Origin of the sequence: Aurantimonas sp. A2-1-M11 (assembly GCF_036549475.1) — a bacterium.
GTDB lineage: Bacteria > Pseudomonadota > Alphaproteobacteria > Rhizobiales > Rhizobiaceae > Aurantimonas.
The window spans coordinates 43047-66740 of the sequence record NZ_JAZHLI010000009.1 but is presented as its reverse complement, the minus strand read 5'-3'; the positions used below and the strand labels follow the sequence as shown (position 1 = coordinate 66740).

At 67.1% G+C, this 23694-nt stretch carries 21 protein-coding genes; 10 read left to right on the top strand and 11 right to left on the bottom strand.

Annotated features, from left to right (window positions below):
* The first annotated feature begins 53 nt into the window (after positions 1-53).
* On the top strand, positions 54-638 hold the full coding sequence (locus tag VQ042_RS06330; RefSeq protein ID WP_331816716.1) for an ABC-type transport auxiliary lipoprotein family protein: 585 nt from the start codon (positions 54-56) through the stop codon (positions 636-638).
* A 128-nt stretch (positions 639-766) separates the two neighbouring features.
* Here the strand turns inward: VQ042_RS06330 and VQ042_RS06325 are convergent, their stop codons facing one another.
* Together VQ042_RS06325 and VQ042_RS06320 are read right to left on the bottom strand one after the other, a co-directional pair.
* Positions 767-1609, bottom strand: coding sequence for a fumarylacetoacetate hydrolase family protein (locus tag VQ042_RS06325; protein ID WP_331816714.1), 843 nt, complete (start codon positions 1607-1609; stop codon positions 767-769).
* A gap of 49 nt (positions 1610-1658) precedes the next feature.
* Positions 1659-2405 carry an SDR family NAD(P)-dependent oxidoreductase gene (locus VQ042_RS06320; RefSeq protein WP_331816712.1) on the bottom strand — a complete coding sequence of 249 codons (747 nt, stop codon included), beginning with the start codon at positions 2403-2405 and terminating at the stop codon, positions 1659-1661.
* A gap of 311 nt (positions 2406-2716) precedes the next feature.
* Here VQ042_RS06320 and VQ042_RS06315 point away from each other — a divergent pair, with 311 nt between their 5' ends.
* From VQ042_RS06315 to VQ042_RS06285, 7 genes are all read left to right on the top strand, one after another.
* Positions 2717-3529: a FadR/GntR family transcriptional regulator gene (locus VQ042_RS06315; RefSeq protein ID WP_331816710.1), complete on the top strand. Its 813-nt coding sequence runs from the start codon at positions 2717-2719 to the stop codon at positions 3527-3529.
* 56 nt (positions 3530-3585) lie between these two features.
* Positions 3586-4662, top strand: a complete 1077-nt coding sequence (gene chvE / locus VQ042_RS06310; protein ID WP_331816708.1) for a multiple monosaccharide ABC transporter substrate-binding protein — start codon at positions 3586-3588, stop codon at positions 4660-4662.
* Between the two features lie 144 nt (positions 4663-4806).
* Entirely contained in the window at positions 4807-6339 is a 1533-nt protein-coding gene (gene mmsA, locus VQ042_RS06305) for a multiple monosaccharide ABC transporter ATP-binding protein (RefSeq protein WP_331816706.1), read from the top strand.
* Between the two features lie 10 nt (positions 6340-6349).
* The gene (gene mmsB / locus VQ042_RS06300) at positions 6350-7561 is read left to right on the top strand and encodes a multiple monosaccharide ABC transporter permease (protein ID WP_442880045.1); all 1212 of its coding nucleotides are present in this window, start codon (positions 6350-6352) and stop codon (positions 7559-7561) included.
* 67 nt (positions 7562-7628) lie between these two features.
* Complete coding sequence (locus VQ042_RS06295) at positions 7629-8579, top strand: Gfo/Idh/MocA family protein (RefSeq protein WP_331816704.1); 951 nt, start codon at positions 7629-7631, stop codon at positions 8577-8579.
* Positions 8576-9490, top strand: a complete 915-nt coding sequence (locus VQ042_RS06290) for a 2-dehydro-3-deoxygalactonokinase (protein ID WP_331816702.1) — start codon at positions 8576-8578, stop codon at positions 9488-9490. Before VQ042_RS06295 ends, VQ042_RS06290 begins: the two co-directional genes overlap by 4 nt.
* Positions 9487-10134: a 2-dehydro-3-deoxy-6-phosphogalactonate aldolase gene (locus VQ042_RS06285; RefSeq protein WP_331816700.1), complete on the top strand. Its 648-nt coding sequence runs from the start codon at positions 9487-9489 to the stop codon at positions 10132-10134. The genes VQ042_RS06290 and VQ042_RS06285 overlap by 4 nt, the downstream gene beginning before the upstream one ends.
* Positions 10135-10218: 84 nt before the next feature.
* On the opposite strand, the gene VQ042_RS06280 is transcribed toward VQ042_RS06285, so the two are convergent.
* From VQ042_RS06280 to VQ042_RS06250, 7 genes are all read right to left on the bottom strand, one after another.
* On the bottom strand, positions 10219-11457 hold the full coding sequence (locus VQ042_RS06280; protein ID WP_331816699.1) for a phenylacetate--CoA ligase family protein: 1239 nt from the start codon (positions 11455-11457) through the stop codon (positions 10219-10221).
* A gap of 55 nt (positions 11458-11512) precedes the next feature.
* Positions 11513-12352 (bottom strand): ABC transporter ATP-binding protein, encoded by an 840-nt coding sequence (locus VQ042_RS06275; RefSeq protein WP_331816698.1) that lies wholly within the window; start codon positions 12350-12352, stop codon positions 11513-11515.
* 70 nt (positions 12353-12422) lie between these two features.
* Entirely contained in the window at positions 12423-13655 is a 1233-nt protein-coding gene (locus VQ042_RS06270; protein WP_331816697.1) for an ABC transporter substrate-binding protein, read from the bottom strand.
* 153 nt (positions 13656-13808) lie between these two features.
* A complete protein-coding gene (locus VQ042_RS06265) occupies positions 13809-14870 on the bottom strand; it encodes a branched-chain amino acid ABC transporter permease (protein WP_331816696.1) in 1062 nt (353 codons plus the stop codon).
* Entirely contained in the window at positions 14870-15763 is an 894-nt protein-coding gene (locus tag VQ042_RS06260) for a branched-chain amino acid ABC transporter permease (protein WP_331816694.1), read from the bottom strand. Before VQ042_RS06260 ends, VQ042_RS06265 begins: the two co-directional genes overlap by 1 nt.
* Positions 15760-17742: an AMP-binding protein gene (locus VQ042_RS06255; protein WP_331816692.1), complete on the bottom strand. Its 1983-nt coding sequence runs from the start codon at positions 17740-17742 to the stop codon at positions 15760-15762. The genes VQ042_RS06260 and VQ042_RS06255 overlap by 4 nt, the downstream gene beginning before the upstream one ends.
* Positions 17739-18560 carry an ABC transporter ATP-binding protein gene (locus VQ042_RS06250; protein WP_331816690.1) on the bottom strand — a complete coding sequence of 274 codons (822 nt, stop codon included), beginning with the start codon at positions 18558-18560 and terminating at the stop codon, positions 17739-17741. Before VQ042_RS06250 ends, VQ042_RS06255 begins: the two co-directional genes overlap by 4 nt.
* A 196-nt stretch (positions 18561-18756) precedes the next feature.
* Here VQ042_RS06250 and VQ042_RS06245 point away from each other — a divergent pair, with 196 nt between their 5' ends.
* Both VQ042_RS06245 and VQ042_RS06240 read left to right on the top strand, forming a co-directional pair.
* Entirely contained in the window at positions 18757-20688 is a 1932-nt protein-coding gene (locus VQ042_RS06245; protein ID WP_331816688.1) for a hybrid sensor histidine kinase/response regulator, read from the top strand.
* A gap of 39 nt (positions 20689-20727) precedes the next feature.
* Positions 20728-21459: a response regulator transcription factor gene (locus VQ042_RS06240; protein WP_331816686.1), complete on the top strand. Its 732-nt coding sequence runs from the start codon at positions 20728-20730 to the stop codon at positions 21457-21459.
* 21 nt (positions 21460-21480) lie between these two features.
* Here VQ042_RS06240 and doeB read toward each other — a convergent pair whose 3' ends face one another.
* A complete protein-coding gene (doeB, locus tag VQ042_RS06235; protein WP_331816684.1) occupies positions 21481-22488 on the bottom strand; it encodes a N(2)-acetyl-L-2,4-diaminobutanoate deacetylase DoeB in 1008 nt (335 codons plus the stop codon).
* 3 nt (positions 22489-22491) lie between these two features.
* Positions 22492-23673 carry an ectoine hydrolase DoeA gene (gene doeA / locus VQ042_RS06230; protein WP_331816682.1) on the bottom strand — a complete coding sequence of 394 codons (1182 nt, stop codon included), beginning with the start codon at positions 23671-23673 and terminating at the stop codon, positions 22492-22494.
* Positions 23674-23694 lie beyond the last annotated feature (21 nt).

The window sequence follows — 23694 nt, the reverse complement described above, 5'->3', positions numbered from 1 at the left end:
TGCGAATGCCAGCAACTTGGGCTGTCGGCGACCGAAGCAAGGTATATGAGTCCATGCGCGCAGCATTGAAATCGAGCTTGGTCGCGCTTCTGGCGCTCGGACTGGCGGCCTGCGCGTCGACCCCGCCGGACACCTACGAGATTTCGCCGCCGCCACTCGGCGAACCGCGGGACGGCCCGTCCCGGCGCCAGCTCCTCATTCCCGAGCCGACGGCCGTCGAGACGATCGACAGCAAGCGGATTATCATCAAGCCGTCGCCCAATTCGATCCAGTTCCTCGGCGAAAGCCAGTGGAGCGACCGGCTGCCGCGTCTGGTCCAGCTGCGTCTCCTGCAGGCGTTCGAGAACACGGCCGCAATCGGCGCCGTCGGCGTGCCGGGCCAGGGCCTGGCGATCGACTACCAGCTGCTCATGGAGATCCGCCGCTTCGAGGTGGATGTGACCGGCGCGGCGACGGCTGAGGTGCAGATTTCGGTGAAGGTGCTCAACGACCGCAACGGCTCCGTCATACGCACGCGCATCTTCAATGCGCAGGCCCCGGTCGTCGGCACCGGCAATCCGGCGTTCGTCGCGGCGCTGGACGCCGCGTTCGAACGCATCTCGGCCGAGATCGTCGCCTGGACGGCCCAGGTCGTCTAGAGCGCCGACACCGGCTTGCGCGGCGACCAGGACGGTCCGCCGCGTCGTTCATGCTTCACTGCCTGAATGCAAAAGGCCTCCGCCGCGCCGAGCGCGACGGAGGCCTTGTCACGTCACGTCGCGGTCGATCAGGTGGCGATGACGGTCTGCTTCTGCTCGCCCAGGCCCTCGATGCCGAGTGTCATCGTGTCGCCGACCTTCAGGTAGCGCGGCGGCTTCATGCCCATGCCGACGCCCGGAGGCGTGCCGGTGGAGATGACGTCGCCCGGCATCAGCGTCATGAACTGCGACAGGTACGACACCACATGCGGCACGTTGAAGATCAGCGTGTTGGTGTTGCCGGTCTGGCGGCGCTCGCCGTTGACATCGAGCCACATGGCGAGGTTATGCGGGTCCGCGACCTGATCGCGCGTGACCAGCCAGGGGCCGAGCGGGCCGAAGGTGTCGTGGCTCTTGCCCTTGGTCCACTGGCCCATGCGCTTGGTCTGGAAGTCGCGCTCCGAGACGTCGTTCATCACGGCAAAGCCCGCGACGTGGTTCATCGCGTCCGCTTCCGAGACGTATTTCGCCTTCGTGCCGATGACGACGGCCAGTTCCACCTCCCAGTCGAGTGCCTGCGAGTTGCGCGGCATCTCGACATCGTCGTTCGGGCCGCACAGGGCGTTCAGCGCCTTGGCGAAGACGATGGGCTCCGAGGGCGGCTCGGCGCCGGTCTCGGCGGCATGGTCGGAATAGTTCAGGCCGATGCACAGGATCTTGCTGATCTGGCCGACGCAGGGGCCGAGGCGCGGCGAGCCGTCGACGGCCGGCAGCGAGGCCGGGTCGAGCGCGGCGAGCCTGGCAAGGCCGGAATCGGACAGGACGTCACCGGCAATGTCGGCAATCTGGCCGGAGAGATCGCGCAATGTACCGGCAGCGTCGATCATGCCGGGTTTTTCCTGGCCTGCGGGGCCGTAGCGAACGAGTTTCATGGCGTCCTTTCGCGTTGTCGAGCGTGTCTGTGAAGGGTCTGTCGGTGGATCAGTAGACGGCGCGGCCGCCGGAAATGTCGAACACCGCGCCGGTCGAGAAAGAGCAGTCCTCCGAGGCGAGCCAGGCGATCATCGCCGCGACTTCGGCCGGCTCGAGGAAACGCTGCAGCGGGATCTTCGACAACATGAAGTCGATATGCTCCTTGCTCATCTGGTCGAAGATCGACGTGCGCGCGGCAGCAGGGGTGATGCAGTTGACGAGGATGCCGGTGCCGGCGAGTTCCTTGCCCAGCGACTTGGTCAGGCCGATCAGCCCGGCCTTCGACGCCGAATAATGCGAGGCATTGGGATTGCCTTCTTTGCCGGCGATCGAGGCGACGTTGATGATCCGGCCGTAGCCCGCCCCCATCATCACCGGCACCACGGCGCGGCTGGTCAGGTAGGGCGCGATCAGATTGACCTCGATGGTCTTGCGCCAGATGTCGGGCGTCAGCTCCCAGGTCTTGCCGTTACCGCCTGTGATGCCGGCATTGTTGACCAGAATGTCGATCTTGCCCGCCGCGTCCAGCGCCTGGCGAGTCGCCGCGGCGACGGCTGCCTCGTCTGTCAGTTCGACGGCGGTTCCGCTGGCCCGGTCGCCCAGCTCGCGCACCGCTGTCTCGACCGCCGCACCGTCGACGTCCCACAGGATGACGGATCCGCCGCTCTCGACGATCCGCTCGGCCGCGGCAAAGCCGATGCCGCGCGCGCCGCCGGTGATGATGGCGGTCCGGCCTTCGAGATCGATACGGTTCATGCCATTCCCTCCCAGGAGCCGCGCGGATCGTCCCATTTCCGCGCACCGACGCGCGCAGCCTCGACCGGTCGCGTGATCCAGCTGGGATGCCATATCCACCCGCCCGGCGCAATGTATACGTTGATCCGGTGCCACGCGGCCCCGGATCAGCAGGCATCGCGGCCATGTGTGCCGGTACGCGCTTCAAGCGCGGACGCCGGCGACCATTTCCGTAAGGTACGATTATAGACCACCGTCGCAGCAATTGACGATTGCCTTGGTGCCCGACTTCGGGCAATCATCCGACCATTGCAGGAGGAGGCTCGGCAAGGGTGATTTCAGCGAACGCGCGGACGATGCATGGCGAGCGGGCCAACCGCACCATGAGCCTGGCAGCCACATTCGGCCGCCGGATCGCGTCGGGCGGGCTGGCCTGCGGCGAAGTGCTGCCCACGGAAAAGGAATTGCAGTCACAATACGGGGTCTCGCGGACCGTGGTGCGCGAAGCCGTCCGCCACCTCGCGGCCAAGGGGCTGGTCAGCGTCGGCCCGAAGGTCGGCACGAAGGTGCGCGAGCGGATCGAGTGGAACATGCTCGATCCGGACGTGATGGGCTGGCACCTGACCGCCGCCATCCGCCGGCCCTTCATCGAATCCCTCTACGAGATGCGGCTGATCAACGAGCCCCAGGCCGCGCGGCTCGCCTGCGAGCGGATCACGCGCGACCAGGTTTCGCGGCTCGAGGCGGCGCTGGCCGGCATGCGGGACAATCCGCGTGGCTCGCCGGAGCTCATCGCGGCCGATCTCGCCTTCCACCGGGTGATCCTGGAAGCCACCGGCAACCCGATGCTGGTGTCGCTGGGCGCGATGATCGAGCGCAGCCTGTCGATCTCCTTCTCCCTGTCCTGGCGACAGAATCCGCAGGAGGAGACGCTGCGCCAGCACAGCCGCGTCAGTGACGCGATCATCGCTGGCGACAGGGAGGCGGCAGAACTGTTCATGCGAAGGCTCATCGAGAGCGCCTTCAACGATGTCATCCTCGCCCTCTACGCCGATGGTGGCGAGGAGGCGAAAGATGCGGGCGAAGCCGGCGTCACCGATGCCGGCGAACGCGAAAGCGAGCACGGCGCGCGACCCGCGCCGTGAGGGAAGCTCTGCCAGGGGCGCGTCATGCGCCGAAACAAGGTCCAGGGAGGACAATCATGAATGTGACGAAAACGCTGATCGCCGGGCTTGCCGCGACGGTCGTGGCCCTGTCCGCGCCATACGGTGCGGCCGCGCAGGACAAGGGCACGGTGGGGATCTCCATGCCGACCAAGTCCTCGGCCCGCTGGATTGCCGACGGCGAGAACATGGTCAAGCAGTTCGAGGCCGCCGGCTACGCCACCGACCTGCAATATGCCGAGGACGACATCCCCAACCAGCTCGCCCAGATCGAGAACATGGTGACCAAGGGCGTCAACGCGCTGGTCGTCGCCTCGATCGACGGCACCACGCTGTCGAACGTCCTCGCCAATGCCGCGGCAATGGACATTCCGGTCATCGCCTATGACCGCCTGATCCGAGACTCGGAGAATGTCGACTATTACGCCACCTTCGACAATTACCAGGTCGGCGTGCAGCAGGCGGAATCGCTGGTCGCCGGGCTGGAGCAGCGCTTCCCCGACGCCGAGACGTGGAATGTCGAGCTGTTCGGCGGCTCGCCGGACGACAACAATGCCTACTTCTTCTACGACGGCGGCATGAGCGTGCTGCAGCCGCTGATCGACGAAGGCAAGATCGCCATCCCATCCGGCCAGATGGGTATGGACACGGTCGGCACCCTGCGCTGGGACGGCTCGGTGGCCCAGGCCCGGATGGATAATCTCCTGTCCGCCAACTACACCGGTGACAAGACCATTCATGGGGTGCTGTCGCCCTATGACGGCCTGTCGATCGGCATCATCTCCTCGCTGAAGGGCATCGGCTACGGCTCGGGCGACCAGCAGATGCCGATCGTTTCCGGCCAGGATGCCGAAGTTCCCTCGGTCAAGGCGATCCTGCGCGGCGACCAGTACTCGACCATCTTCAAGGACACCCGCGAGCTCGCCAGGGTGACCGTCAACATGGTCGACGCCGTGCTGCAGGGCAACGAGCCCGAGGTCAACGACACCGAGACCTACGACAACGGTGTCAAGGTCGTGCCGTCCTATCTGCTCAAGCCGGTCCTCGTGACCGAGGAGAACTGGGAAGAGGTGCTGGTCGGCAGCGGCTACTACACCGAAGACCAGATCAAGTAGGTCGATCCGGCGGGCGCCCGGGCGCCCGTCCTGTCCATGCCGCGGCCGAACGATCGGCCGCGGCCCAAGGACCGACGGCCGCAGGGCCGCGTCCATTCGGATCGAGGCGCCGCTCGAGGCTGCCGATCTGCCGGAAGAGCCGCAATGACGACCATCCTGGAAATGCGCAACATCACCAAGACCTTCCCCGGTGTGAAGGCGCTGGACGATGTCAGCCTCAGCGTCGAGGCCGGCGAGATCCACGCCCTCGTCGGCGAGAACGGGGCAGGCAAGTCGACGCTGATGAAGGTGTTGTCCGGGGTCTATCCGCACGGCTCCTATGACGGCGCCATCACCTATCAGGGCGAGGAATGCCGGTTCTCGGGAATCTCCGATTCCGAACGGCTCGGCATCATCATCATCCATCAGGAGCTGGCCCTGGTGCCGCTCCTGTCGATCGCCGAGAACATCTTCCTGGGCAACGAGCGGGCGTCAAAGGGCATCATCGACTGGGACGAGACCTTCTCGCGCACCCGCGAACTGCTCGCCAAGGTTGGCCTGAAGGAATCGCCGACGACGCGGGTCACCGACATCGGGCTCGGCAAGCAGCAACTCGTGGAGATCGCCAAGGCGCTGTCCAAGGAGGTGAAGCTGCTCATCCTCGACGAGCCGACCTCCAGCCTCAACGAGACCGATTCCGAAGCGCTGCTGAAGCTGCTCCTGGAGTTCAAGGCGCGGGGCATCTCCTCGATCCTGATCTCCCACAAGCTGAACGAGATCTCGCGGGTCGCCGACACCATCACCGTCCTGCGCGACGGCAGCGCCGTATCCACCCTCGACTGCAGCAGTGGCGCCATCAGCGAGGCCGACATCATCCGCGACATGGTCGGCCGCAGCCTGACCGACCGCTATCCGCCGCGCGAGCCACGGATCGGCGAGACTGTCCTGGAAGTTTCCCACTGGACGGCGCATCACCCCATCCATTCCGACCGCAAGGTGGTCGACGACGTCAGCTTCCATGTCCGGCGCGGCGAGGTGGTCGGCATCGCCGGCCTGATGGGGGCAGGGCGCACGGAACTGGCGATGAGCCTCTTCGGCCGCGCCTATGGCGTCAACATTTCCGGCGAGGTGAAGATCGACGGCCGCAAGGTCGACGTCTCGACCATTTCGCGGGCGATCGACAACGGCCTCTGCTACGTCACCGAGGATCGCAAGACCTATGGCCTCATCCTCGATGAGACGATCCGGCACAACATTCCGCTGGCCAATCTGCCGGGCGTGGCGAACGGGATCGTCCTCGATTCGGAGAAGGAGACGGCCGTCGCCCGCGAATACCGCGACCGCGTCCGCATCAAGAGTTCCAGCATCGGCCAGGAGGTGGTGAATCTGTCCGGCGGCAACCAGCAGAAGGTAGTGCTGTCGAAATGGCTGTTCGCCGGGCCGGAAGTGCTGATCCTCGACGAGCCGACCCGCGGCATCGATGTCGGCGCAAAGTACGAGATCTACGCGATCATCGCGCAGCTCGCCGCCAGCGGTAAGGCGATCGTGGTGATCTCCTCGGAGATGCCCGAACTGCTCGGCATCACCGACCGCGTCTACGTCATGAACGAAGGCCGCTTCGTTGGCGAACTTCCCACGTCAGAAGCCACGCAGGAGAAGATCATGGCGATGATCATCCGCGCCGGGCACCGAAACTGAGGAAACAGCGATGTCTGAACAGGCGACGCAAGAGATCGATCTGGAAAAGGACCGGGCGGCCCCCGGCGCGTCCTGGGGCTTCGTGCGCAGGCACATGCGCGAATACGGCATCCTCGTCGCGCTCCTCGTCATCATGGCCTTCTTCCAGATCATGACGGACGGTATCCTGCTGAAGCCGATCAACCTGACCAACCTCGTCCTGCAGAACAGCTACATCATCATCATGGCGCTGGGCATGCTGCTGGTCATCGTGTCCGGCAACATCGACCTGTCGGTCGGCTCGGTGCTGGGCTTCGTTGGCGCGCTGGCCGCCGTGATGATCGTCAACTGGGAGATGAACTACGTCCTGGCCGGGGTGATCTGCCTGTTCGTCGGCGCGGTGATCGGCGCCATGCAGGGCTACTGGGTGGCCTACTGGCGCATTCCTTCCTTCATCGTGACCCTGGCTGGCATGCTGGTCTTCAAGGGCCTGACCCTCTGGCTGCTGGCCGGCCAGTCGGTGGGGCCGTTCCCCGGCGGCTTCCAGCTGATTTCCTCGGGCTTCCTGCCGGACGTCTTCGGCGGCGAAGACATCAATCTGCTGTCGCTCGGCCTCGGCATCGTCCTGGCCGCGGTGATCCTGTTCCTGGCGATCCGCTCGCGCATGCGCAGCCAGGCCAATGGCGGCGAGGACGAGCCCTTCGCGTTCTTCGCGGCACGCATCGCCATCGTCGTCGGCGCGATCCTCTATCTCGCCTGGATGCTGGCCACCTTCCGGGGTTTTCCCAACGTCCTGATCGTCATGGCGCTCCTGATCGCAATCTATTCCTTCATCACGGCCCGCACGACCATCGGCCGGCGCATCTATGCGCTCGGCGGCAACGAGAAGGCGGCCAAGCTGTCGGGCATCAAGACCGAGCGGCTGACCTTCCTGACCTTCGCCAACATGGGCATGCTGGCAGCGCTCGCCGGGCTGGTCTTCGCCGCGCGCCTCAACACCGCCACGCCCAAGGCCGGCCTCGGCTTCGAGCTGGACGTTATCGCCGCCGTGTTCATCGGCGGAGCCTCCATGTCGGGCGGCGTCGGCACGATCGTCGGCGCGGTGATCGGCGCCTTCATCATGGGCGTGATGAACAACGGCATGTCGATCCTGGGCATCGGCATCGACTACCAGCAGGTGATCAAGGGCCTCGTCCTGCTCCTGGCCGTCATCTTCGACGTCTACAACAAGAACAAGGGGTGAGCCGGGTGCTGCGCCAACAAGCCGGGGGCAACGCCCGACACCGCGACCGGATGCCGGCAGGGCGCCGATGACCGCGCCGATCCGGCTCGGCCTCGTCGGCGTCGGCAAGATCGCCCGCGACCAGCACATCCCCGCGATCAGCCGGAACCCGGCCTTCGAGCTGGTCGCGACCGCAAGCCGCAGCGCCGGCGTCGACGGGGTCGCGAGCTTCGCCACCCCGGGCGAGATGCTCGACGCCATGCCGCAGATCGAGGCGGTCGCCTTCTGCGTGCCGCCGCAGGTGCGCCACGGCATGGCGGCGGACGCCCTTCGGCGCGGCAAGCACGTGCTCCTGGAGAAGCCGCCGGGTGCCACCCTGTCCGAGGTCGCGCATCTGGCCGACCTTGCGAAAGCGCAAGGCGTGACACTCTTCGCCACCTGGCATTCGCGCTTTGCGCCCGGCGTCGAGCCGGCGCGCCAGTGGCTGGCAGAGCGGCAAGTGATGTCGGTGCAGGTGGAGTGGAAGGAAGATGTGCGCCACTGGCATCCGGGCCAGGACTGGATCTGGGAGCCGGGCGGTCTTGGTGTGTTCGATCCCGGCATCAATGCCCTGTCCATCGTCACGGCGATCCTGCCGGAACCGGTGTTCCTGACCGGCGGCGAACTGGCATTCCCGGACAACCGCGCCGCGCCGATTGCGGCGTCGCTGCAGTTTTCCGGCGCATCGGGCGCGGCGATGACCGCCGAGTTCGACTGGCGCCAGACCGGCCCGCAGACCTGGGACATCCATGTCGCGACGGATGCCGGTGACCTGGTCCTGTCGTCGGGCGGCGCCCGCCTGTCGATCGGCGGGGAGCAGGTGGTCGATGCGCCCGAGGCCGAATATGCCGGCATCTATGCGCGCTTTGCCGATCTCGTGGCGAGCGGCGGGTCCGACGTGGACCTCGCGCCGCTGCGTCACGTCGCCGACGCCTTCATGCTGGGCCGCCACCGCACGGTCGCGCCTTTTTACGACGATCCGAACCGGGAGACTTCATGAACGCCTATTGCGCGGCCGTTGACTGGGGCACCACCAGCTTCCGGCTCTGGCTGCTGGACGAGACCGGCCGGATCCTTGCCGAGCGCCGCAGCGGCGAGGGGATGGTCTCCGCCGGGCCGGACGGCTTTGCCGCGATCCTGGAAGCGCATCTGACGGCCGTCGGCGCCGATGCGAACCTGCCGGTCATCGCCTGCGGCATGGTCGGCGCGCGCCAGGGCTGGGTCGAGGCGCCCTATGTGGATACGCCGGCGACCACCGCTTCCATCGCAGCCAGCGCCTGCCGCGTACCCGGCCTCGACCGGCCGGTGCATATCCTGCCGGGCGTCGCCCAGCGTACCGCCGGGCAGCCGGACGTGATGCGCGGCGAGGAAACGCAGATCCTCGGCCTGCCGGACCGGGCCGGTGGCAGGGACGACCCTGATCTTGTCTGCCTGCCGGGGACCCATTCCAAATGGGTTGCCCTGGAGAACGGCCGCATTTCCGGTTTCGCGACCTTCATCACCGGCGATCTCTTCGCGGCGCTGGCCAAACACACGATCCTGCGCCATTCGGTGGCCGATCCGGCCGCGCCCTTTGACCGGCAGAGCTTTGCCGAAGGGTTCCGGGCCGGGCTGGACAACCCCGCCGAGGCGACCAGCCAGATGTTCGCCATCCGGGCCGGAGGGCTGCTCGACGCCGCCAGGGGCGGCGACGGTGGTTCGCGGCTGTCCGGCCTTGTCCTCGGCCTCGAATTTGCCGGCGGCCGCAGCCGCTTCGGCGCGACGCCGACGCTGACGCTGGTGGCGTCCGGTCACCTTCTCGACATCTATTCGGCGGCGTGCGAACTGGCGGGCATCGAAGCCGTGGCCGCCGACGCGGACGCGGCGGTGCGCCGCGGCCTGTTTGCCGCCGCCAGGGAGATCCTTGCATGACAGACCTTCGCTCCGCCCCCTGGCCAAAGCTGACGCGCGACCTCGTCGCGATCCTGCGCGGCCTGCCGCCCGAAGATTGCGAGGCGGTCGTCGGCGCGCTTCTGGAGGCCGGCTTCGAGGCCATCGAGATTCCGCTGAACTCGCCGGATCCGTTCCACTCCATCGCGGCGGCGGCGCGCATGGCGCCGGAAGGCGTCCTGATCGGCGCCGGCACGGTGCTGACGCCGGACGATACCGACCGGTTGCATGCGGCGGGCGGACGGCTGCTGGTCAGTCCCAATGTCGACGCGGCGGTGCTGCAGCGCGCCGCGGTGCACGGCATGGTGACGATGCCCGGCGTCCTTACGCCGACCGAAGCGCTGGCGGCGGCCGCGGCCGGCGCCTCGGCCCTGAAGTTCTTCCCCGCAAGCGTGCTGGGGCCGAACGGCATCAAGGCGATCGGCACGGTGCTGCCCAAGGATCTGCCGGTGGGCGCCGTCGGCGGCGTGTCGGAAGCCGATTTCGCCGCCTATGGCGCCATCGGAATCCGCCATTTCGGGCTGGGCTCGTCGCTCTACAAGCCGGGCGACGACGCGGCGACGGTCCGCGCCCGCGCCGACAAGGCGGTCGCCGCCTACGACGCGGCCTTCCCGTCAGCCGGCTGAGCATCACGACGCTGGAGAGACCGAGTGCCGGCCGGTTCTCCGCCGCTGGCCTTGCGCCGAGCGGGCAGGCGCCGGCTGCCCGGGTCAGACGCCGAGCGTGCGCTTGTCGTCGATGACCTTGCCGTCGTTCGGCAGGGCGTCCGGCTCGGCAAAGGCGACGGACCCGCGCACCCGGCATTCGGCGCGGATCGCCTCGGCGACGTTGTCGGCGAAGGCCTCGCCGCGTTCGGCGCTCTCGATGCGCAGAAGCAGCGTGTCGCGGCCGCCATCCTCGCCGACCTCCAGCCGCGCCCGGGTGATCTGCGGGAACCGCCTGACGATGTTGGCCACCTGGCGGGGATGCACGAACATGCCGCGCACCTTGGTGGTCTGGTCGGCGCGGCCCATCCAGCCCTTCAGCCGACGGTTGGTGCGACCGCACGGGCTCTGCCCCGCAAGCACCGCCGACAGGTCGCCGGTGGAAAAGCGGATCAGCGGATAGGCCGCGTTGAAGGTCGTCACCACGACCTCCCCGACCTCGCCGTCGGGCACGGGATCGCCGGTGCCCGGCCGCACGATCTCGACCAGCGCGTCCTCGTCGATGACGAGCCCGTCGCCGGGGCCGGCACCCTCATAGGCGATCAGCCCGAGTTCGGCGGTGCCGTAGCACTGGCGCACGGCAATGCCGCGGGCGCCGTACCATTCACGCAGATTGGGAAACAGCGGGCCGCCGCTGACCAGGGCCTTCGTCACCGAGCCGAGCGCCACACCTGCCTCCTCGGCCTTTTCGAGGATGATCTTGAGGAAGTCCGGTGTGCCGACATAGCCGACAACGCCGAGACGGGCGAACGCCTCGACCTGCGCATCCGTGTTGCCGACGCCGCCCGGAAACACTGCGCAGCCGACTTCCGCTGCCGCGTGGTCGAACATGAAGCCCGCCGGCGTCAGGTGATAGGCGAAGCAATTGGCCACGATGTCGTTGCGGCGAAAACCGGCGGCAAACAGGGCCCGGGCCATGCGCCAGTGCTCGCTGGCCGCCTCGGGCTCGACGATCGGGCCGGGCGACAGGAACAGACGGCGAAAGCCGCCCGAGCCGCGCGGGGTCAGCCCGCCGAAGGGCGGCCGCGCCTCCTGCATCTCGATCAGGTCGGACTTGTAGAGCACCGGAAGGTCTGCGAGCGCCGTGCGGTCGCCGATGGCGTCGGGGTCGATCTCCGCAAGGCTCGCCGTGTAATGGGGGGAGCCGTCGATCGCATGGCGCAACTGGGCGCGCAGGCGCTCGAACAACTCGGCCTCGCGGGCGGCAGGGTCGCGGGTCTCGCGCTCGTCGAAATGGTCGCTCATGCCGGCGCCTTCCGGGATCGGACTGTGCATGTCTGGGGCAGGGGGCGGGGTGCCATCACAGCCATCTCTTGCGCCGCCTGAAGCTCTTGACGTTCTTGAAGGACCGCCGCTCGCCGCCGCCGAGGTAGAACTCCTTGACGTCCTCGTTGTCGGCGAGCTCGGCGCCGGTGCCGTCGAGGACGATCTTGCCGTTCTCCATGATGTAGCCGTAGTCGGCGGCCTTCAGCGCCATGTTGGCGTTCTGCTCGACCAGGAGGATGGAGATGCCGAGTTCGCGGTTGAGCCGACGGATGATCCCGAAGACTTCCTTCACGAGAAGTGGCGACAGGCCCATGGACGGCTCGTCCATGAGGATCAGTTTCGGCTTGGCCATCAGCGCGCGGCCGATCGCCAGCATCTGCTGCTCGCCGCCGGAAAGGTAGCCGGCGAGGCCGGTGCGTTCGCGCAGCCGCGGAAAGAATTCGTAGACCTGCTCGATCTCCTCGCGGATCCGTGCCTTCGGACGGGTAAAGGCGCCGAGCCGCAGATTGTCGGTGATGGTCATGTCCTGGACGATGCCGCGGCCCTCCATAACCAGGAAGATGCCGTTGCACACCTTCTGGTCGGGCGACATGCGCGTGATGTCGCGGCTCTCATAGGCGACCGAGCCGCGGGTGATGGCGCCGTCCTCGGTATGCAGCAGCCCGGCGATCGCCTTGAGCGTCGTCGACTTGCCGGCGCCGTTGGCACCCAGCAGCGCCGTGATCTGGCCGCGCTTGGCGGCCATCGACATGCCGCGCAGGACGAGGATGACGTCGTTGAAGACGACCTCGACATTATTCAGGGCGAGGATGTCCTCGGCCGGCGCCGATGCGGGCTGCGGGGCGGAGGCGGGAATCGGCTCTGCGACGGTCATGGCACGACCCTTTTCGATGCAGGGATGCGGCCGGCCGGGGCGCTGGGCGTCCCGGCCGGCGATGGCGTGATTACTGGCCCAGCCAGTCGTCGCGACGCTCCAGGTTGATTTCGGCGATCTCCTTGATCTCCGCCTTGCCGTCGACCATCGAGCCGGAATTGATCGCCACGGTCGTCAGGCCGCGGTGGTCCTCGGGCGTCCAGGTCGAGGGAAGGCACACGCCATCAAGGCCCTCGGGCACCCAGTCGGTCTTCTGGTACATGCCGTCGCGGATGCCCTTGCCGGTGATGCCGCCATTGGCCTTGGCCCACTGCATGGCTTCCTTCATGTAGTAGGCCGCGCAGACGCCGCGCAGATAGTGATGGGTCGGTCGGTCGCCGACCTGGCCGTCGCCGTTCTCCATGATCGTCTCGATCAGGGCCATGCCCGGCACGTCCGCGCCGTAGAACGGCGTCGAGGTCGGGAAGATCAGGTTCTGCGCCTCGGCGGCTTCCACGGTCTGGTAGTCGCCGGCCCAGGGGTTGCCCATGTAGGTCGCCTCGACGCCGACCGTGTTGCAGGACTTGATCAGCGAGACGACCGAGCCGCCGAGATTGCCCATGTAGACATACTGGGCGCCGGTATCCTTGATCGTCAGGCACTGGGCCTTGAAGTCGCCCGGCGCCAGCGGCACCACCACCGGGGGCGCGACGGTCATGCCGAGCTCTTCGGCATAGGTGGCGCAGGCTTCCTTGGGGGCATTGGGATAGGGGTGGTTGTCACCGGTGTGGACGAAGGTCGGGTTGTCGATGCCCTTGCCCTTGGCATCCTCGGAGGCCCACTGCACCAGGGCCCGGCAGGCGTCGGAATAGGACGGGCCGTAGAAGAAGTTGAACGGTGCCGGCAGCTTGGTGTTGGGGTTCTTGCCGGTCGGATCGGTCAGATGGGCCGAATAGGAGCCCGAGATGTTCGGGATCTCGTCGCGGGTGATGAAGGTGATCAGCGCCTCGGTGTCGGCGGTTCCCCAGCCCTGCAGCGCGACCATGCCGTTGCCGACCCAGCGCTTGTAGAGCGAGATCGCCTCTGGAACCTTGTAGGCGTAGTCGACGGTATCGAGTTCGACCATGGTGCCGTCGATGCCGCCATCGGCGTTGATCTGCTTGAAGGCGTCGGAGACGCCGGGGGCGTACTGCTTGCCGACGAAGGACGTCGGGCCGGTATAGTCGGCGAGATGGCCGACGAGCACGCTGTCCTGCGCGTGCGCGGAGCCGAGCATGGTGCCGGCGGCGAGCGCCGCGCCGGCGAAGATCTTCAGGGTCGTCATGTCTTTCCTCCCGTTCGCGGACTGGTTCGATCCGAAGGCGGCGGTGCCGCGAAGCCCGCCGGACCCGTCTGCCCCGTCCGGTCTTGCGCCGGGTTCGGGTTGGTTTCAAAGAGCCAGAGCACGCTGGGCGCGTCCCCTCGGACGCACGGCGCTCTAGTGCGAGAAGGGGAAGAGCTTCCAGCTGGCGCGCATCGTCCGCCAGCGATGGACCAGCCCTTCCGGCTCGATCACGAGGAACAGGATGATCGCCGCGCCCACCGACATCTGCTTGATGTAGGCGGTGCCCTGGGCAATCGCGGGGAACACGTCGGCGAGGCCGTTGGCGAAGACCTCCATCACCTGCGGCAGCAGCAGGATGAACGCTGCGCCGAGCAGCGATCCCGACACCGAGCCGAGGCCGCCGATGATGATCATCGCCAGGAACTCGATCGACAAGAGGATGGTGAAGCCTTCGCCCGACACGAAGCCGAGATAATGGCCGTAGAGGGCGCCGCCGATGCCCGCGAAGAAGCTGGAGATGCCGAAGGACATGATCCGGTAGCGGGTGAGGTTGATGCCCATGATCTCGGCCGACAGGTAATGGTCGCGCACGGCCACCAGCGCGCGGCCATCCCGGGTGCGGGCGAGATTGGCGACGGCCACGAAGCAGACCACCACCCAGAACAGCACGAGGTAGAAATACCGCTCGTCGGTGTTCAGTGGGAAGCCGAACAGCGTCGCTGTCTCGGCGAGCGAGCCGTAGGGGCCGCCGGTGAACCAGGCCGCCCGGCCGAAGAAGTCCTCGAGGATGAACTGCGAGGCGAGGGTGGCGATGGCGAGATAGAGCCCCTTCAGCCGCGCCGCCGGAATGCCGAAGATCATGCCGACGGCGGTGGTCATCAGGCCGGCCAGCGGGATGGCGATCAGCACCGGGATGCCCTTCGACGCGATCCAGGCCGAGGCGAAGGCGCCGAAGCCGAAGAAGGCGCCGTGGCCGAGCGAGATCTGCCCGGTCATGCCGGTGAGCACGTTGAGCCCGAGCGCGGCGATCCCGTAGATGCCGATCAGGATCATCTGCGACAGCACATAGCCACCGAACACCAGCGGCATCAGCGCCACGAGCACGACCAGCGTGACCACCGTCCATTGCTCGAAATGGGTGCGGAACAGCGACTGGTCGGCTGCGTAGCTGGTGCGGAAATCGCCGGCGGGGCGCGGATTGGGAACGTGGGCCATCAGATGCGCTCGATGTCGGGCGTGCCGAACAGCCCGTAGGGACGGATCATCAGGATCACGATCAGCACGTAGAAGGGCGCCACCTGGTACATGTTGCCGACCTGCAGATACTGGCCGTCGAAGAATTCGGCGAGGTTCTCCAGAAGCCCGATGGTCAGGCCGCCGACGATCGCGCCGACGATGGAATCCAGCCCGCCGACGATGACCGCGGGGAACACCTTGATGCCGATGATCGCCAGCGAGTTGGACACGGCGCTGACGAGGCCGATGACCACGCCGGCGATCCCCGAGACCACCGCCGAGATAGCCCAGGCCATGGCGAAGACGCGGCCGACATTGACGCCGAGCGACTGGGCGACCTGCTGGTTGTAGGCCGTCGCGCGCATGGCCAGGCCCCAGCGCGAATAGCGGAAGAACCAGAAGAACATCGCCATGACGATGAGCGACAGCACGAGGCTCATCAGATAGGCGGTCTCCACGTTCAGGCCGCCGATGGACACGGTGCTCTGGTCGAAGACCTGCGGAAAGCGCACGGCATTGTTGCCGAAGATCCAGTTCATCAGCGCCCGCATGAAGATCGACAGGCCGATCGTCGCCATGATCACGGAGATCACCGGCTCGCCGACGAGCGGGCGCAGCAGCAGCACCTGCACGAGGATGCCGAACAGCGTCATGAAGACGAGCGAGAAGATGAAGGCCAGCCAGAAGGGCAGGCCGAGGGAGACGACGAGGGCGAGGCACACCCAGGCGCCGAGCACGACGAACTCGCCCTGGGCGAAGTTCACCACCTGCGTCGACTTGTAGATCAGGACGAAGCACATCGCGACGATGCCGTAGAGCATGCCGACGATGACGCCGTTGATGACGAGCTGGAGAAGCAGATCGGTGTTCATTCGGCGGCCTCCTGCCTGTGGCCCGCGTCCGGCACCAGGGTCTCGATCGGCAGGGTCGTGACGATCCGCTGCTTCGAGCCGTCCTGGAAGTGGATCACCGTATCGACGTCGACATGGTCGGCGCCGGAATAGAGGCGGGCGATGATGTCCTCGTATTTCTGCGCGATGACGCTGCGCCGGACCTTCTTGGTGCGGGTCAGTTCGCCGTCGTCGGCATCCAGTTCCTTGTAGAGCAGCAGGAACCGGGCGATCCGCTGCTGGGCGGGCAGCGTGGCGTTCACCCGCTCCACCTCGGCGCGCAAGAGGTCGTAGACCTCGCGCCGGGCGGCCAGGTCGGAATAGGTGGTGAAGGAGATCCGCCGTTCCTCGGCCCATTTGGACAGGATCGGGAAGCGGATGCAGATCATCGCGGTCAGATATGGCCGCTTGTTGCCGAGGATCACCGCCTCGGCGACATAGGTCGAGAATTTCAGCTTGTTCTCGATGAACTGCGGCGAGAAGCGCACGCCTCTGGCGGTCGTCGCCAGATCCTTGATCCGGTCGATCACGACAAGGTGGCGCTTCTCGGTGAGGTAGCCCGCGTCGCCGGTCTGGAACCAGCCGTCCGGGTCGAGGCTCGCGGCGGAATCGGCCTCGTTGCGGAAATAGCCGCTCATCATGTTGGGATGCTTCACCAGCACCTCGCCGAGCCCTTCGGGGTCGGGATCGCGGATCTTCAACGCACAACCGGGCATGGGATAGCCGACCGTCTCGTTGTCGACCTCGCCATCCTTGTGGATGGTGTGCGCGCCCATCGCCTCGGTCTGGCCGTAGAGCTGCTTGAGCGGCACGCCCATGGCCTGGAAGAAGCGGAACGTGTCGGGCCCCATGGCGGCGCCGCCGGTCGCGGCCGATTTGAGATTGGTGAAGCCGAGCCGGTCGCGCAGATGCCGGAACAGGACGAGATCGGCCGCGCCCGAATGGCCGCCCTTCGCCACCGCGGCCATGCCCTTGGCCACGCCCCAGTCGTAGACCGCGCGCTTCCAGCGCTTGCTGTCCATCATCCGGGCACGGATGTCGGCGGCGACCGTCTCCCACACGCGCGGCGAGAACAGGACGAAGGTCGGCCCGATCTCGCGCAGATCGGCCATCGTCGTCTGCTCTTCCTCCGGAAAGTTCACCTTCATCCGGGCAAGGAAGTTCCAGGCGACGGAATACATCTGCTCCATCACCCAAGAGAGCGGCAGCACCGCCACATATTCGTCGTCCGGCCCGCGCGGATCGGCCCGCAGATAGCTCGCCGCGTGGCCGATGAAGGCCTCGCTGGTCCACATCGCCAGCTTGGGATGGGCGGTGGTGCCGGAGGTGGTGCACAGGATCGCCACGTCCGATCCCTGCGTCGCGCCGACCATGTCGCGCCACAGATTGGGCGAAAGGTCGAGCGCGTCCTTGCCCGCCGCTTCCAGCGCCTCGATCGGCACCAGCCGCGGGTCGTCGTATTTCCGCATGCCGCGGGGGTCGGTGTAGACGATGGCCACGACGCTCGGAATGGCATCGCCCAGCGCCAGCAGCTTGTCGACCTGCTCCTCGTCCTCGGCGACAACGATCTTCGGCTGGGCATAGTCGAAGAGGTAGCGGATCTCCTCTTCCAGCGCGTCGCGATAGATGCCGAGGCTCATGGCCCGGCAGGCATGGGCGGCGACCTCGCCCCACACCCATTCGGGCCGGTTGTCGCCGATCAGCGCGACGATGTCGCCCGGACCGAGGCCCAGCCCGGCGAAGCCGACGGCCATGCGCGAGACATGCGCCTCGACGCTCTGCCAGTCATAGGGCACCCAGATGCCGAATTCCTTCTCGCGCTGGGCGATCGCCTTGGGATGGCGGAGGGCGTTGTGGGCCAGGAGCTTCGGCAGCGTATCGAGGCCGGCGGCCTGCTTCACCTCCGGCGTGTCCTCCGGCCAGGCGAATTCCGAGCCGCTGACGTCGAGCGCGGCGGTCATGCCGGTACTCCCGTCTCGGCCGCCAGCGCGTCCAGCGTCTCGTCGTCCTCGCCGAGATAGGCCCGCTTCACATGCTCGTCGGCCAGCACCTGATCGGGCGTGCCGGCGGAGATCACCTTGCCGAAATCGAGCACGATCACCCGGTCGGACAGGTCCATGACGACTCCCATGTCATGCTCGATCATCACGATTGTCATGCCGAACTCCTGGTTCAGCGCGACGACGTAGCGGGCGATGTCTTCCTTTTCCTCGAGATTCATGCCGGCCATCGGCTCGTCGAGCAGGATCAGCTCCGGCTCGATCGCCATGGCCCGGGCCAGTTCCACCCGCTTGCGGAGCCCGTAGGAGAGGGTGCCGGCCGGCTCGCCGCGCACATGCTGGATTTCCAGGAAGTCGATGATCTCCTCGACCCGGCGCCGCTCGGCGAGTTCCTCGGTGCGGGCACCGCCGACCCAGTAGGCCATGCCGGTGAAGAGGTTGTTCTTCAGGCGATGGTGGCGGCCGACCAGGATGTTGTCGAGGACGCTCATGTGGCCGAACAGGGCGAGGTTCTGGAAGGTGCGGCCGATGCCGAGGCTGGCACGGTCGTTGATCGAGCGCTTCAGGAGCGAGCCGCCCTTGTAGAGAACGTCGCCCTCGGTCGGCCGGTAGCGGCCGGAGATGCAGTTGAGCATCGACGTCTTGCCGGCGCCGTTCGGCCCGATGATCGAGAACAGCTCGCCTGTCTCGACATGAAAGCTGACGTCGCTGAGGGCGCGCACACCGCCGAAGCGCAGCGAGACGTCGCGGACCTCCAGAAGGCGTTCGCCTGAAGTCACAATCCATCCTCCCGTCGACGCCAGGCGCCAACCTGTCCGCGCAACACCGGCTCCTCCGCCGGGCGTCCGCGTTTCGATGCCCGCTCCCGAGGGCAAGATGGCAAGCTGGCAGGCAATTGTTGCCAGAGTTTTTCAAGAGATGCATTGGCGATTGCGTCTTGCTAGGCTGGCCGGGCGCAGGGAAGGAATGGCGGCGTTGGGAGAGAGCGAAACGGGCGAGCGCGCCCCGGCGCAAGAGGCGGAGCAGGCGGGCACGCTGGCCATGCTGATGGCCGGGCTCGACCGGCTGGACCAGGGCATCACCCTGTTCGGACCGGATCTGAGGCTGGTCTTCGCCAATCGCCGGCTGGTCGAACTGGTCGGGCTGCCGGAATGCCTGGCCGAGCCGGGCACGCATTTCGAGACCATCGTGCGCCACAATGCGGCCCATGGCGAATACGGCCACGGCGACATCGAGGCCATGGTCGCCGACCGTGTCGCCGCGGCACGGCGATTCGAGCCGCACACGCTGGAGCGCACGCGCCCCAACGGCATCGTCATCCGGGTCAGCGGCTGGCCGCTGCCCGAGGGCGGCTTTGCCACCGTCTATACCGACATCACCGAGCAGCGCCGGCGCGAATTGCGGCTGGAGCAGCGGCTGCTGCGCCAGACCGAGGATCTGCGCCGCAGCGAGGAGCGCCTACGGCTGATCGCCAACGAGGTGCCGGCCGGCATCGCCTATCTCGACCGGGACGAGGTGTTTCGTTTCGTCAATCGCCGCTTTGCCCGCGCCTACGGCCTGTCGCCCGAGGCGATCCCCGGACGACGCCACGACGCGGTGCTGAGCGCTGCCACCATGGCGCGCGTGCGGCCCTTCTTCGCCCGGGCCAAGACCGGGGAGGCACTGGATTTCGACCTGGAGATCACCTTCCCGGACGGCCGTATTCTCGATACGCGGACGTTCCTGCGGCCCGACCGGGACTCGGACGGCACGCCGCGCGGCTTCTACGTCCTGACGGTGAACATTACCAAGGAGAAGGAGGCCGCGACGGCGCTCCTGCAGGCCCAGAAGATGGAGACGCTTGGCCAGCTCTCCTCGGGCATCGCCCACGACTTCAACAATCTCCTGACCATCATCCTCGGCAATCTGACGCCGCTCGCCGCCAGGATCGACGACCCCGCGCTGCAGGCCGAGATGCTGGCGCCGGCGATCCGCGCCACGCGTCGCGGCGCCGACCTGATGCGCCGGCTGCTGGCCGTGGCCCGTCGCCAGCCGCTGGAACCGGCCGTCGTCGATATCGACGAGACGATCCGAACCATCGTCGAACTGGTTCGCCCCTCGCTGCATGACGGGACCTGCATTTCCGTGGAAGTCGAAGGCGCGCCGCATGCCTTCGTCGATCCGGCGCAGCTGGAAGCCAGCCTGATCAACCTCGTGGTCAACGCCGCGGATGCCTGCCTGTCGGGCGGACGGATCCGGGTCTCGGCCGGGACCGATGCACAAAGCGGCCACGTCGTGATCGTCGTCGCCGACGACGGTCGCGGCATGGACGAGGCCACACGCAGCCGGGTCTTCGAGCCCTTCTTCTCGACCAAGACCGGCACCGAACGGTCCGGCCTCGGCCTCACCATGGTGCAGGGCTTCGTCACCGCCTCGAAGGGCACGATCACGCTTGAGACCGCCCCGGATAAGGGCACGCGTTTCACGCTGCTGCTGCCAGCCGCGGCCGCTCCGGAGGCCAGCGGCCCGGCATCGGCCGCCGAGATGGCCACGGACGATGCCGACGGCCTGCGGGACCGCTTCGTCCTTCTGGTCGACGACGACGAGGAGGTCCGCACCGTGCTGCGCCGCGATCTGCTGGGCTGCGGCGCCCGGCTGATCGAGGCGAGCAGCGGCGCCGAGGCGCTACAGCTGCTGGAAGCGGTCGACGGCATCGACTTCGTGCTCAGCGACATCACCATGCCCGGCGGCATGTCGGGCATCGATCTCGCCGCAGAGATCGAGTGCCGCCATCCGGGCAAGCGGATCGTCCTGATGACCGGCTTCGGCCAGGACGGCGTCGGCGCCGATCTGTCACCCCGCGTGCGGGTCCTGCAGAAGCCGTTCGAGCGACGCGCCATCGTCGTCGCCTTCACGGCCGGATCGTGAGGATGCCGACATTGCCCCGACAGTCGACGGTGCCGACGGATGCGTGAGCGCATCTTCATCCTGGAGGACGACCGCGACCTCGCCGCGGTCTTCGCGCGGGAGCTGACCGAGCAGGGTTTTGCAGTCGAGAGCTTCCAGCGGATCGCCGATTTCCGCCGGCAGCTCGGCGCGGCGCCGCCGGATCTGTGCATCGTCGATCTCGGCCTGCCGGACGGCGACGGGCTGGCGCTGCTGAAGGACGAGCTGGCCCGTCACGGCCTGCCGATCGTCATCGTCAGCGGCCGCGGCGCGCTCGACGACCGGTTGCAGGGACTGGAAAGCGGCGCCGACGACTATCTGACCAAGCCGGTCGAGCCGCTGGAACTCGCCGCCCGTATCCGCAGCGTCCTGCGCCGCACGTCGCGGAACCGCACGGCCGTTTCGTCGTCCCACGGTGGTGGCGGACGGGCGCAGGTGGCCGAATTCGCCGGCTGGCGCGCCGATTTCGGGTCGCTCACCCTGCGTGCGCCGGGCGGCGCCGAGCAGCCGCTGTCGCGCTCCGACGCCGAGCTGCTGCGCGCCTTCCTGGAAGCGCAGGGCAGGGTGCTCAGCCGCGACTTTCTCCTGGAGCTGTTCTCGGCCAGCGGCGAGGAAGCCTTCGACCGCAGCGTCGACGTGCGCGTGTCGCGGCTGCGCAAGAAGCTCGACGAGGACCCCAAGAAGCCCGCCCATGTGCGCACCGTCTACGGCGCCGGCTATGTCTTCGCGACGCGGGTCGACTGGGTCGGCTGATCCGGGCGGCTTCGGGCCTTGTCAGTCGGTGACGCCGAGCACGGCGATGCAGTCGCCCGCCTTGACCAGTCCGGGGAAGTGCCGCGCAGCCAGGATGCCGTCCATCTTGGCGGTGTATTCGTAGGGTGCCATTCCGGTGCGATCGACCGGCCAGGCCCGCCCGATCGGCTGGCCCTTGCGGACCGCGTCGCCGAGATCGATCAGCGGCTCCATCATCCCGTCGATTTCCGAGAAGGTGAAGCAGTCGTCCGATGGCATGTCGAGCCAGCGGGTCGGCCGTTCCTCCACCGCGCCGGACAGGATGCCGGCATGGCGCAGGACGTTGGCCGTGCCGCGCTTGGCGATGCGCGCGCTCTGCGCCGTCGCGGTCCCGCCGCCGCCCAGTTCGGTCGTCACGAACACCTTGCCCAGCGCCTCCACCGTAGTGTCGAACATGCCCACCGCGTCTATCTCGCGCATCTTCACCGACCAGGGCGCGCCGAAAGCGGTGACGGCGGCGATGCATTCCTCCTCCTGGCGCGTGTCGTCCAGCGCGTGGGCCGCGGCAAACGGCAGGAAATCCAGCGTCTTGCCGCCGGAATGGAAGTCGAGCACCACATGCGCCATCGGCAGCAGGTGCCGGGTGACGTAGTCGGCGATCTTCTGGGTCGGCGTGCCGACCGGGGAGCCGGGAAACAGGCGGTTGAGATTGCCCTTGTCGATCGGCGAGGTTCGCGTGCCGGCGCGAAAGGCCGGGTAGTTCATCGCCGGCAGGATGATGATGCGGCCGCTGATCTCCTCAAGGGCCAGGCGCTGGGCCAGATCGAACAGCGCGATCGGCCCCTCATATTCGTCGCCGTGATTGCCGCCGGTCAGGAGCGCCGTCGGCCCGTTGCCGTTCTTGGCGACGGTGATCGGGATCAGCACCGAGCCCCAGGCCGAATCGTCCCGGCTGTAGGGCAGCCGCAGGAAGCCGTGCTGGATGCCGTCGGCCTGGAAGTCGACGGTCGCGATCACCGCTGTGGGTGCCAGATTGTCGCCCTGCCGCATGGCTCAGTCCTTCACGAAGAGCTGGCGCGGGACGTCGGCCAGCAGTTCGTAGCCGGTTTCGGTGATGGCGATCGATTCGGTGATCTCGATGCCCATGTCCTCCTGCCAGATTCCGGTCATGAAATGGAACGTCATGCCGGGCTTCAGCTCCGTGCGGTCGCCCGGACGCAGGCTCATGGTGCGCTCGCCCCAGTCCGGCGGATAGGACAGGCCGATCGGATAGCCGGCGCGGTTGTCCTTGATGATGCCGTAGTTCTTCAGAACCGCGAAGAAGGCATTGGCCAGATCCTCGCAGGTATTGCCCGGCTTGGCCGCTTCCAGGCCCGCCTCCATGCCCTCCAGCGTCGCCTTTTCGGCGTCGAGAAAGGCCTGCGGCGGCTTGCCGAGGAAGATCGTCCGCGACAGCGGGCAGTGATAGCGGTTGTAGCAGCCGGCGACCTCGAAGAAGGTCCCTTCGCCGCTCTCCATCGGCATGTTGTCCCAGGTCAGATGCGGCGCCGAGGCGTCGAGACCCGACGGCAGCAGCGGCACGATGGCCGGATAGTCGCCGCCGTAGCCGTCGACGCCGCGGGTTCCGACATCCCAGATCTCGGCGACGAGATCGCATTTGCGGATGCCCGGCTCGGCCTTTTCCAGGATGCGCCTGTGCATGGCGCCGACGATCCGCCCGGCGATGCGCATGTATTCGAGCTCCTGCGTGCTCTTCACCGCGCGCTGCCAGTTGACGAGGCCGGTCGCGTCGACGAACCGGGCATCCGGCAGATAGGTCTGCATCGACAGGAAGGCGGCCGCCGAGAACCAGTAATTGTCCATCTCGACGCCGATCGACAGGTTCGCCCAGCCGCGGTCCTTGATCACCGTGGCCAGGTAATCCATCGGGTGGCGCTCGCTGGACTGCACGTAGTGATCGGCATAGCCGACGATGTTGTCGTTGCCGATATAGGCCGTGCGGCGCGCGCCATTGGCGTCCTGCAGGCGGCCGAACCAGATGGGATCGCCCTCGGGCGGCACCAGCACGCCCTGATGGACGTAGAAGGACCAGCCGTCATAGCCGGTCAGCCACGCCATGTTCGACGGGTCCGAGACGAACAGCAGCTCGATGTCCTTTTCGGCCATGGCCGCCCGGGTCTTGTCGAGACGCTCGGCATATTCGGGGCGGGTGAACTTGAATCTCGGCTCACGCATGGATGCACCTGTCGCAGGAGG

Bases quoted from the DNA above. Each gene is read 5' to 3' on its own strand.
- VQ042_RS06280 (WP_331816699.1), bottom strand. From the start codon at position 11,457: ATGAGCGACCATTTCGACGAGCGCGAGACCCGCGACCCTGCCGCCCGC.
- VQ042_RS06260 (WP_331816694.1), bottom strand. From the start codon at position 15,763: ATGAACACCGATCTGCTTCTCCAGCTCGTCATCAACGGCGTCATCGTC.
- VQ042_RS06325 (WP_331816714.1), bottom strand. From the start codon at position 1,609: ATGAAACTCGTTCGCTACGGCCCCGCAGGCCAGGAAAAACCCGGCATG.
- VQ042_RS06270 (WP_331816697.1), bottom strand. From the start codon at position 13,655: ATGACGACCCTGAAGATCTTCGCCGGCGCGGCGCTCGCCGCCGGCACC.
- VQ042_RS06330 (WP_331816716.1), top strand. From the start codon at position 54: ATGCGCGCAGCATTGAAATCGAGCTTGGTCGCGCTTCTGGCGCTCGGA.
- doeA (WP_331816682.1), bottom strand. From the start codon at position 23,673: ATGCGTGAGCCGAGATTCAAGTTCACCCGCCCCGAATATGCCGAGCGT.
- doeB (WP_331816684.1), bottom strand. From the start codon at position 22,488: ATGCGGCAGGGCGACAATCTGGCACCCACAGCGGTGATCGCGACCGTC.
- VQ042_RS06255 (WP_331816692.1), bottom strand. From the start codon at position 17,742: ATGACCGCCGCGCTCGACGTCAGCGGCTCGGAATTCGCCTGGCCGGAG.
- VQ042_RS06285 (WP_331816700.1), top strand. From the start codon at position 9,487: ATGACAGACCTTCGCTCCGCCCCCTGGCCAAAGCTGACGCGCGACCTC.
- mmsA (WP_331816706.1), top strand. From the start codon at position 4,807: ATGACGACCATCCTGGAAATGCGCAACATCACCAAGACCTTCCCCGGT.
- VQ042_RS06240 (WP_331816686.1), top strand. From the start codon at position 20,728: ATGCGTGAGCGCATCTTCATCCTGGAGGACGACCGCGACCTCGCCGCG.
- VQ042_RS06275 (WP_331816698.1), bottom strand. From the start codon at position 12,352: ATGACCGTCGCAGAGCCGATTCCCGCCTCCGCCCCGCAGCCCGCATCG.
- VQ042_RS06295 (WP_331816704.1), top strand. From the start codon at position 7,629: ATGACCGCGCCGATCCGGCTCGGCCTCGTCGGCGTCGGCAAGATCGCC.
- VQ042_RS06290 (WP_331816702.1), top strand. From the start codon at position 8,576: ATGAACGCCTATTGCGCGGCCGTTGACTGGGGCACCACCAGCTTCCGG.
- VQ042_RS06320 (WP_331816712.1), bottom strand. From the start codon at position 2,405: ATGAACCGTATCGATCTCGAAGGCCGGACCGCCATCATCACCGGCGGC.
- chvE (WP_331816708.1), top strand. From the start codon at position 3,586: ATGAATGTGACGAAAACGCTGATCGCCGGGCTTGCCGCGACGGTCGTG.
- VQ042_RS06265 (WP_331816696.1), bottom strand. From the start codon at position 14,870: ATGGCCCACGTTCCCAATCCGCGCCCCGCCGGCGATTTCCGCACCAGC.
- mmsB (WP_442880045.1), top strand. From the start codon at position 6,350: ATGTCTGAACAGGCGACGCAAGAGATCGATCTGGAAAAGGACCGGGCG.